Annotated in this window: 13 protein-coding genes; all 13 read right to left on the bottom strand. The window is 66.2% G+C overall.

The window, feature by feature from the left end; all coding sequences use genetic code 11:
* Positions 1-53 precede the first annotated feature (53 nt).
* The gene (locus FZN60_RS26260; protein WP_246727222.1) at positions 54-416 is read right to left on the bottom strand and encodes a hypothetical protein; all 363 of its coding nucleotides are present in this window, start codon (positions 414-416) and stop codon (positions 54-56) included.
* A 45-nt stretch (positions 417-461) separates the two neighbouring features.
* Positions 462-1025 (bottom strand): HNH endonuclease, encoded by a 564-nt coding sequence (locus tag FZN60_RS26265; RefSeq protein WP_199266656.1) that lies wholly within the window; start codon positions 1023-1025, stop codon positions 462-464.
* Between the two features lie 77 nt (positions 1026-1102).
* Positions 1103-2368 (bottom strand): phage major capsid protein, encoded by a 1266-nt coding sequence (locus FZN60_RS26270; RefSeq protein WP_158876945.1) that lies wholly within the window; start codon positions 2366-2368, stop codon positions 1103-1105.
* Between the two features lie 9 nt (positions 2369-2377).
* Positions 2378-3259 (bottom strand): head maturation protease, ClpP-related, encoded by an 882-nt coding sequence (locus FZN60_RS26275; protein ID WP_158876947.1) that lies wholly within the window; start codon positions 3257-3259, stop codon positions 2378-2380.
* Between the two features lie 4 nt (positions 3260-3263).
* Positions 3264-4472, bottom strand: a complete 1209-nt coding sequence (locus tag FZN60_RS26280; RefSeq protein ID WP_158876949.1) for a phage portal protein — start codon at positions 4470-4472, stop codon at positions 3264-3266.
* A gap of 81 nt (positions 4473-4553) precedes the next feature.
* The gene (locus tag FZN60_RS26285) at positions 4554-6245 is read right to left on the bottom strand and encodes a terminase large subunit (protein ID WP_158876951.1); all 1692 of its coding nucleotides are present in this window, start codon (positions 6243-6245) and stop codon (positions 4554-4556) included.
* A gap of 3 nt (positions 6246-6248) precedes the next feature.
* The gene (locus FZN60_RS28710) at positions 6249-6824 is read right to left on the bottom strand and encodes a hypothetical protein (RefSeq protein ID WP_199266657.1); all 576 of its coding nucleotides are present in this window, start codon (positions 6822-6824) and stop codon (positions 6249-6251) included.
* A 118-nt stretch (positions 6825-6942) separates the two neighbouring features.
* Positions 6943-7263 (bottom strand): HNH endonuclease, encoded by a 321-nt coding sequence (locus FZN60_RS26295; RefSeq protein WP_158876953.1) that lies wholly within the window; start codon positions 7261-7263, stop codon positions 6943-6945.
* A complete protein-coding gene (locus FZN60_RS26300) occupies positions 7263-7625 on the bottom strand; it encodes a hypothetical protein (RefSeq protein ID WP_158876955.1) in 363 nt (120 codons plus the stop codon). Before FZN60_RS26300 ends, FZN60_RS26295 begins: the two co-directional genes overlap by 1 nt.
* Entirely contained in the window at positions 7622-7867 is a 246-nt protein-coding gene (locus FZN60_RS26305; RefSeq protein ID WP_158876957.1) for a hypothetical protein, read from the bottom strand. The genes FZN60_RS26300 and FZN60_RS26305 overlap by 4 nt, the downstream gene beginning before the upstream one ends.
* Positions 7868-8126: 259 nt before the next feature.
* Positions 8127-8336 (bottom strand): hypothetical protein, encoded by a 210-nt coding sequence (locus tag FZN60_RS26310; RefSeq protein ID WP_158876959.1) that lies wholly within the window; start codon positions 8334-8336, stop codon positions 8127-8129.
* 276 nt (positions 8337-8612) lie between these two features.
* Complete coding sequence (locus FZN60_RS26315) at positions 8613-9221, bottom strand: transcription termination/antitermination NusG family protein (protein ID WP_246727224.1); 609 nt, start codon at positions 9219-9221, stop codon at positions 8613-8615.
* The gene (locus tag FZN60_RS26320) at positions 9193-9435 is read right to left on the bottom strand and encodes a DUF7241 domain-containing protein (protein ID WP_158876964.1); all 243 of its coding nucleotides are present in this window, start codon (positions 9433-9435) and stop codon (positions 9193-9195) included. The genes FZN60_RS26315 and FZN60_RS26320 overlap by 29 nt, the downstream gene beginning before the upstream one ends.
* Between the last annotated feature and the right edge of the window lie 134 nt (positions 9436-9569).

Below are 9569 nucleotides of genomic sequence, written 5' to 3' on the forward strand. Positions count from 1 at the left end.
TGCCCTCGGAATGGAAGCGGGCGGGCACGAAGCCCGCCGCGCAGTGCCTCAGATCAGCCTTCGGCCTCGCCGGGCGTCTTCGTCTGGACGCCCTGCTCGTTGAGCGCCTTCGCCACCGCTTCGGCGCCCGAGATGGTCGGGTCGTTGAAGTCGATCCGGTTCTGGTCGACCGTCGTGTGTGCCCGCGGGTTGTCGTCGACCGCCGGGTGCGAGGGGTCGACGTCGGGCACGATCTGGTGCGGCGCGCCGGACGCTTCGAACTCGGTGGCGGCAGGAATGTCCGCGGGCTTGTCACCCTCGTTCTCAGCCGCTTCCGAGGACGTCTGGGTGGCGGGCGCGGTGTCAGCGCCGCCGGACTCCTTCACGACGGTCTCGCCTTCGGTCGGAACGGCTCCGCTCTGCTTCTTCTCGGCCATGGCGGCCTCCTATGAAAAAGGCCCGCCGAAGCGAGCCCGTTGGGTTCAGGGAAGTGCCGTTGCCGGCCCGTATCGAGCCAGTATCTCTCTGGCCCATTGCACAAGGTCTTCCGGACGCTGCCCCGATGGCTGCGACGTGACCCAAAGCTCTAAATTCTCAGGGCGGTTGTCCGCCCGATCACCGTTGATGTGGTGGACATTCTCGCCCGGCAGAAGATCGCGACCGAGTTTCGCTGCCATGACGGCGCGGTGCTCTAGAACACTTCCCTGCGAGTTGGCCTGCGGGTGGCCGCGCTCGGTGAAACGAACATAGCCGTACTTGTCGATGAACTTCTCGCCATGCCTCCGCGGCTTGATGGCGATACGTAGGTCTTGGCCCTGACGATGGCGCTCGTAGTGCGTCGAGCAGAAACCCTTAGCAGCATGCGGCTTGTCGCAGCCAGGCACTGTGCAAGTCACAGACCGCACCTTGCCGGCGAACGGCTTACCGGTTCGGCCGCCGTTTGGGTCACCCCATTTGTATTGTCGTTGATAGTGCATGGCACACAGGCGCTTCGCCCGAACGTGCTTGTCACAGCCAACGATATCGCACATCTTGTGCGCAGCCATTTGCGCTGCTCCATCAGCGGTTGGTCAGAAGAGGCGGCGGTGTTACCAGCACCCCGCCTCTTCGTTTATTATAGCGCTTAAGCCGCGACCTGCAAAGCGCGCATCGGTTCAGGGTTGTAAACCCCTCCACCCACACGTTTTACTGTATAGAAGTGGACATAAGGCTTGTTCGTAAACGGGTCGCGGAGGACCGTGACGCCGACGCGGTCGACCACGAGGTAGGTGGCCTCCATGTCGCCGTAGAGCGCCGCGATGTTCCCGGCCGCCACCACCGGCATGTCCGGCACCTCGACGATCGGCGCGCCGTTCAGCGTCTGCGGCTCGCCGGCCTGGTAGGACGGCTGCCAGATGTAGTTGCCGCCGGCGTCCTTGAACTTGCGGGCCTGGCCGACCGACAGCCGGTTCATGAACAGCTTGGCGTTCTGCGCGAACTCGGACGGCAGGTCGTACATCATGTCGATGAAGCCGTCGGAGGTCATCGCCGAAGCGTTGCCCGAGTTCTTGACGGCGATCGCGCCCCACGGGTGCCGGGCAGCGTTTGCCGCGCCGGTCACGTAGGTCAGGATGCCGTACGGCTTGTTGGTTCCGTTGCCCGACAGAAAGGCGATACCCTCCTGGCGGGAGAACTCGGTGTCGACCTCGGCGGCCAGCCATTCCTCGAGGTTCAGCGCCGCGTCGTCGAGGAGCTGCTGAGAGATGGCGGGGTTGGCGTAGAGCTCGCCCGGCGTGAAGTCGAGCGAGCCGATCGCCGGCGTGGTGGTGCCCGGACGGGAGGCCGTTTCACCGACCCAGCCCGAGCCGACGTTGCGGTCGGAGAACAGCTTCTTGAAGCCGGCCACGGAGATGGACTGCACCCGCGCGTTGGCGCGGATCGGCGAGATGCGCTTGAGTTTCGAGGTGATGGTGCGGTCCCACTCCACCGGGGCGAGATAGCCGCCGTTCGCGTCGGAGCCCTTGTCCATCGCCGCCGAAACCGAGCCCTTGCGCATGTGAGCCTTGAAGGCCGCCACGTACTCGGGATCGGTCGGGGGCATGTCGCCGACCTGCTCGCCCGGGCGAACGAGCGCGGCGGCGAGCTTCTTCTGCATGTCGTCGAAGGCGGTCTGGATGTCGCCGACGGCCGCGCTGATACGCTCGACCTTTTCGTCGGTGACGACGTCGGCCTTGCCCTTCAGGCGCTCGTCGTTCGAAACCTTGAAGTCTTCGAAGCTCTTCACGAGCTCGGCTAGCATCTTCTTCGGGTCGGACGCGTCGGCGCGGACGCCGAGGGCGCTGATGGCCCGCGGCCGAGCGGCGGCGAGCGGGGTCGCGAGCGCAAAGGCGCCCGGTGCAATGTGCTTCATCTGAAGCTCCTACTTAAAACGGAAAGCGATGTGGGCGGCCGGGAGCCCCGACCATGCGTCGTCAGCAGAGTCGCTCATGCCGACTTCAGAGGCAGAGTCGCTCATGCCTCGGATCTTGTTGATGCGCTCGCGCGCGTCGACGCGCGTCAGGCCGGCGCTAATGAGCTGCCGTTCCATCGCGCGTAGGTCGTTGACGCTCTTGTCCTTGGCCGCGGTGCCTTCATCCACGACGAGCTTGTCGGCGGCGAGAAGAGCATCGGCGAAGCCGCGCTCGATCGCCTGGCTGCCGGACATGAACGTCTCGGCGTCGAGCCACTTGGCGACGTCCTCCGGCTTCTGCCCGGTGCGCGCAGCATAGAGGTCGACCATCGCCTGGTCGAAGGGGGCGAGCCAGTCCGCCGTCTCGGCCATGGCGTGGCGGTTGCCGACGGCGACGACCCAGCAGTTGTGAATCATCAGGAAGGAGGCCGCGCCGATCTCGACGCGATCGCCGGCCATGGCGATGATCGAGGCGGCGGAAGCCGCCATCCCCATGACCTTGACCGTGATCTCCTGCGGGTGCTCGCGCAGAACGTTGTAGACCGCGATCCCCTCGAACATGTCGCCGCCGGGCGAGTTGATCTGGACCTCGACGGGTCGATCGCCGATCGCGCGCAGCTGCGAGGCCACCTTCTTCGCCGTGACGCCGCCGCCGGTCCAAAAGTCCTCGCCAATGACGTCGAACATTGTGATGACGGCGTCGCCTCGCTCAAGAGCACGCACGCCGGCGGCGTCTTGCCCCCAGCGGTCGAAGACGCCCGGGGGCGTCAGGGCGTGGACGTCCTGGCGCACCGGCAGCGGCATCGCGCCAGGGCGCGCCATCGCCATCACGCGCGGCATGGTGCGTCGCATGGGGTCACTCCTCATCTGCTGGCGCGCTTCCGCCGCCCAGCATGGGGTTGCCGAGTTGATCGCCGTCGGGATCCGAAGGCATGTCGAGCGTCTCGCGGACCTCGTTCGGCGTCATCCAGGCCTGGGTGCCGCCGGCGCCGAGCGCCTTGGCGAAGAAGTCGGCCTGATCTTTCATCGAGCCGCGCAGAAGCGCGCCCGCGTTGAACTTCACCTCGAGCGTTTCCGCCTCCTCGTCGGTGAGGAGCGAGCGCTCGGCCGCCTGCTGCCACGCCTCGAACCAAGGGTTCAGGCCGTAGCGGACGAAGAACTGGCCGAGCGCATCGATGCCCGAGCCCCAGCTCGTCTCGTCGATCATGAGGAGCGGCCTCGGCACGCCGAAGATGCGCGCGATCTCCTCGAGCTGCCGGCCGCGAGTCTCGTGGCTCTGCGCGTCCTTCGCGGTCGGGCCAAGAGCCTTGTATTCGAGGCCCTCTTCGAAGATTGGAGTGCGCCCGGCGTTGTCGGCACCGGAAAACCAGCCGGAGAAGTAGGCGCGCAGCCGCTCGATCGCGGACTCGCTCAGGCTTTTGGGATGGGTCAGGTAGCCGTTGATGAAGCTGCCCTGCCGGTAGAGCCGGCCAAGCGCGACGTCGGCTGCAATGGCCAGCCCGATCGCGTCGGCCGCCTGGCGAACAAGCGACATGCCGCGAATGCCGTCACGCGACATGCTGCGCAGATGCAGGATGTCGCGCTGTGGGAAGATTACCCTGGAGCCCTTCGTGGGCTCGTAGCGGTAGGACAGGCTCCAATCGGCGTTCTGGATGGGCGTCGTGCGTGCCGGATCGAGCGGCACGAGGCCGACAATGACGTCGCGCTGCGCCCGAAAGTCGCGCGACCGGATGATCCGTGCGTACCCGTCGCCGTCAACCAGCGCCCGCATCTGCATGAGCGTCCGAAAGTCGTAGGCCGTCTGCCACTCGTTAGGGCGCCGGTGCAGCACCTTGAACAGCGGGTTCGAGCGGTCCTTCTCCTTGGTCTGGCGGTTCACCAGATGCAGCGGCAACATGCCGATCGACTGCGAGATGAGGCTCACCGATCGGAAGACCGCCGGGTTGCGCATCGCGCGGTCGACGCTGACCTCGACGCCCGACGCCGAGGGATGTCCGCCGCGCAGGTAGTCGATCAGCGCCGGGTCATCGAGGCCGTAGAAGGCCGCCCCGCCGGCATCGGCCATAACGACTCCACGCGACTCAGCTTCCGGCGCGGGCGGGGCGTCGGGCCGGCCGCGGAATATGCTCAGGATGCCCATTCGACCTCACAGCAAAACGAGGCCGCGGTCCTCGTATACAGACTTGGTGGAGGCGGGCTCCGGGTTCTTGCTCATCACGACAACCGCGTCGAAGAGCGCCATGACAGGGTCGATCTTGGCATCGCCAGCCGACTGCTTAGTCGCCCGGATGGCCGTCGCGGTCGGCTCGATCTTCAGATTGCCGACGCACCAGTCCATCAAGGTGCTCGGGGCATGCCGGAAGGTGCCGTCGGCGAGCTTGCGCTCCGTCGTCTTGATCGCGTTCATCAGGCCGTAGCCCTGCGGGGCGCCGACGAGGATGCCGCTGTCTGCCGTGACGCCGATCTCGGCGAGCGCGTCGGCCAAGGCGCCGAGGCCGGCCGGATCGACCGCCACCGCGGCGAGCAGCCCCGCATCCTGGACCGCCTCGACCCGCGCGACGATCTCGGACAGGTCCTCCAGCGCGTCGTCGACGATCGTCAGCTCGCCGTCCGCCTCAAAGCCGCGAAGCGTCGAGGCGATAGCCTTTCGCCGCTCCAGGACGCTCTCGTGCGCCCAAGCGTGGCTCCAAGAGAGCCAACGACGGCTGACCTTCTCCCGCCCGATGACCGAGAAGCCGAAGAGGTCGTCCAGTCCGCCGCCATCGATCCCGATCACCACCGCTTCGCAGCGGTCGAGGAGCGTCTCGAAGGTGATCGTCGCATCGATCTGGCGCTGCCAGTAGTCGGCGCCGGGCCAGCGATTCGACCGCATGCCCATGCCGATCTCGACGTTGAGGTGCTTGGCGAGGAAGGTATTGCGGGTTTCCGGGCCCTTCTGTAGCTCCCGGCGAAGTTCGTCCTCTAGCCACTCCGCGCTGACCGAACGCCCGATGTTCGGGTTGGTCACGTAGAAGTTGGCCGGTTCGAGATAGGCCTGGCTGGCGACCATCTTCGGCGGGAACTCGTAGATGACCGGGAGGAACTTCCGGTCCGCCACCTTCCCGTCGCGAACGTCGCGCGCGTAGTCGAGCTTATCCTTGAACACGCCTGCCGGCGGTGCATCCGCCTGCGTCGTGATGGAGATCACGAAGCCCTCGGGCCTCGACACCAAGCCACCGGTCGCCTCGCGCAGCATCGCGTCGGCGTTCGGCTTCTTGCCGAACTCCCAGAGCTCGTCGATCAGGACGAAGGCGGCCTTCTTACCGACCACCGTTGCGCTGTCGGCCGCGACGACCTTGAGGGTTGCCTTGGTCGCGAGGTGCGTGATGGTGCGGATGTGGTCCTGGATGTGCAGGAACCCGCCCTCGGCCGCATTCAGCTCGGGATCGGCGCGGATCATGTCCGCCGCCGGCTTGAAGCTGTTCTGCGCCGCCTCGATCGTCGGGGCGAGGATCAGCAGCTCGTTCGACATCCGCCAGTTGCGGATCAGCGCCGTCAGCATGATGCCGGCCGCGAGCGTCGACTTCCCGTTCTTCTTCGAGATGCACAGGAAGAACTCGCGGATCAGCCGCCGGCCGTCGGGCCCGCCGGCGCCGAAGATCGCCGCGACGAAGTCGAAGATCCACTGTTCACCGACATCCCCGAACGTCGGACTGCCTGCGACGTCCACGACGCGCAACGCCTTGAAGGCATCCAGCGCGGCCGCGGCCTCGTCGGCGAAGATCGGCGGCGACACGATCAGGGAGCGGCGCCCGAGGATCCGCTCCTGCCAATCCGGACAGGCTGTCGTCCACTCCATCGCTTACTGCAGCGCCCGCGGCACCTGAGGCACCGCGAAGCGCCCGGCGCTCGAGGACTTTTCGGCCGTCTCCTGGCGAAGCGCCTTCTTGCCTTTCGGCGCGGCGGTCGCCGTCTCCGCAAGCGTCTTCACGGCCGTGGCGAGAGCCTTCAGCGTGGCGGCACGCGAGGGCAGCGAGACCGCTTTCATCATCGCCTCGTTGCGGCGCGGGCTCTCGTCGGCATCGGTGGCCTCGTCGATCAGCATGCCAAGCTCCCCGACGCGCGATGTCGTCGCGTCGAGCTCGTCCAGCATGCGCAGGACGAGATTCTGGCCTCGGCCGATGATCGCCTCCGGATCGGTCGTCTCGACCGTCACCGGCGTCATGGGCACCGAGTAGGTGACGCTGATCTCCCGCTTCTTCACGGGCGCTTTCGGGGCCTCGGCAAGGCGTGTCCACCCGCCGGCCTTAGCCCGTTTGCGAACAGCGGCCTCGGAAACTCGGTGCCAGCGCGCCAGATCGCGGATCGACATGTCGCCGTCGCGGAAATCCGTCTCGATAGCCGCCCAGTCGATGTCCAACTTCTTCGAAGTGCGCATGTCCTTCATGCGCACCAGTGCGCACCCTGCAATCATCCAGCCTGGGATTTATTCTCCGGATGAGGCCCCTGCGGGTCGCCACCCCCAGCCCTCCCCAACTTCCGATACCCCCACCCCTTCAGGCGAGGCCGAGCCGTCTGGCCCGCTCCCTCACGGTCTTCTTCGTGTGGCAGGAAGCGCAGCGACACCGCCCGTTGCGTGGGTCGTAGAGCGCGCCACCATCCTTCCGCTCGACGATGTGGTCGGCGTAGAGCTTCACACCGCCTCGACCGCCCTGCTTCCCGCAGTCCTCACACTTCCATCCGGCCTTGTTCAGGACGGCTAGGCGCCAGGCCTTGTGCTCGGGGCCGCGGTCGAGATCCGTTTCCTTGGGCGGCACTCTGGCGATGCGGGTGTCGAGCATCGGGATGGATGGGCGGAGCGTTGCGAGCTTCGCCATCAGCCCGCCAGCCTCTGCGCCACCTTCACCAGATCGACGCCTGCCAACCGGGCGTACCGCTGCAGCCCGAGGACAGCCGCCTCTTCTGCTTGCCAGTGCGGCCAGTAGGCTCCCTCGGCGACACCGCGCAGCGTCGGGCTGTGGCGGAGGCCGAGGACGTGAGCGAGTACCGCGTGCCCGACCTCATGCTCGACGCACATGCGCAGGGTGTCAGTGCCGTAGCCGAGAGCCTCGGCGCGGGCACGGTAGGTGGCGTCGTCGTTCGGAGCGGCCGGGACCGACAGGCCGTCAGCGAAGAGCGTCGTCACACCCCAGCGGGCGATCTCGATCTCGGAGCCGGCGAGGCGAAGGATCCCTGTCACGCGTCCTCGGACGTCAGGACGTTCGGCGGCAGGGCATGGCTGGCGATAAAGCCGGCGTCCTCCTCCCGCAGGTTGATGACGAAGCCGAGCCGCTTATCCTTCGGATCGAAGCCGATTGCGCTGAAGCACTCGAAGACGTCGCTCCACTGGACGATGTAGGCGTTCCCATCGGCGTCGAAGCCGACGAACTGCCCAGAGGCGCCGTTGGCCGGAAGGCCAAGAACGACGGTCTGTTCGATCATGGCTTGCGCCTTTCTACAGGATGGCCCCGGCGCCCGGGTTCGAACCCGGGACCTGCGGCTTTGGAGACCGCCGCTCTGCCAGCTGAGCTACACCGATGTGGATGGTTGAGGCGGGCGAGATCACTCTCGCTCTCGGCATCTGCACGTTGCCCGCGAAGCCTTGCGGATGCGGGATCGTTCCGAGACCTGGCTGTGCCCGTCTGTCCGGGCCGCCGCCTCTCAGTCCAGCGTTCTCCGGATCACTCGAAGATCCCCGGCGCTAGCTGGCGTCGTCCGGAGCGGTGCCCCACTCCTCAATCTCGTCCATCGTCATCTGAAGGATCTCGACCGAGCCGGGTCCGCTGTGTCGTGCAGCGATCTCCAGAGCCCGATCCATGCCGGAGCAGACGGCGAAGGGCTTCGTGTAGCCCCAGCCTTCCATGTTCACAACCACGACGTAGAGCGTCTGTGGGGCTTGCTCGGCTACCATCCTCGCTCCGCGTAGCAATCTCGGCAGATGCTACCAGGATCGCGCAGGTCGAGCGAGAACGATGAAGCCGGTCGCCATCGATGAAGACCGAGCCAACACAGCAGCCGTCGCATCATCTCTGTGCCCCAGATGCAGAAAGGGCCCGCCTGCGCGAGCCCATAAACCTTCATCCCCTGCGGAGTGGCGAGACCTCCGCGTGAAGCCGGGGTTTCCCCTGTCGCCTCGCATTCGCCTAGAGCACTTGCGGTAGCAAAATACCGCAGGTGCGTCAAACGTCTAGGCTGCCAGCGCGACATCCGCGACGGTGATGGTGCCGGCGATGTCGAGCTTATCCACAATCTTGCGCAAGCTAGGATCTTCCTTCGCCGCCTTGCGGAGCTGCTGACGAGCTTCGCGCGACTGCTTATCGAACTCGGCCTCGGCCTTCGCCTCCGCGGCGCGCACCATCATGATGTCGGCCAACGGGATCGGCAGCGGTCGACGTCCAGCATCGCTGACGATGCCGGCTACACCCGGCACTTGGCGAAGCTGCTCTTCGATGCCCTCCAACCCGTCCGGCGCGTGGACGAAGACATAGCCGACCATGAGCGCGAAGCGGCGATGCTTCCAAAGGTACGGACGAAGCCGATCACGGATCAGGCGCTTCTCGGCCGGCATGTAGAAGGCGAAGCCGGCATCGTCCAAGGCGCGCTCCACCGCCGAGCGGTTCTGATCCAGGCTCGGCACGATGCGGTAGCCCTTCCGACTGCGCGTGCGCTCGGTAACGTATTGGCGCCGCGGCATCTGAGCGCCGGGCGCGGTGCGGATGGCGATCCAGGTCATGCTGCTACTCCACTCGTCTGCAACTCGTTCACGCTCACACCCGCCGCCAGTCCCGACAGGCAAGCGTCCACATCGCCTCGCTGTCGTGCTCGTAGGGCCTCCCCTTGTGAGCGACCATCACGCCAAGGATCTTGTCGCGGCCGACAGCGGTGATCTCGATGATCGTTGGTCCAAAGCCCTCGTCGCCGACGAGGCGAGTGCCCGGCTGCCAACCATTGATGCGACAGACTTCCGCGTCGCTGAGAATCTGCGTCTCTCCGGTGGATACCTTGCTCATGCCGCCACCCCGCTCGTCTGCATCGTCCCACGCCGGATCAGGTCCGCGAGATGCCGCTGCACCGCAAAGATCCCATCCGCGCAAATCATCAGAGCCACGTCCATGCGCGCCCCTGCGCTATTCCCCCGATGGTG

Origin of the sequence: Antarcticirhabdus aurantiaca (assembly GCF_009765365.1) — a bacterium.
GTDB lineage: Bacteria > Pseudomonadota > Alphaproteobacteria > Rhizobiales > Rhizobiaceae > Antarcticirhabdus > Antarcticirhabdus aurantiaca.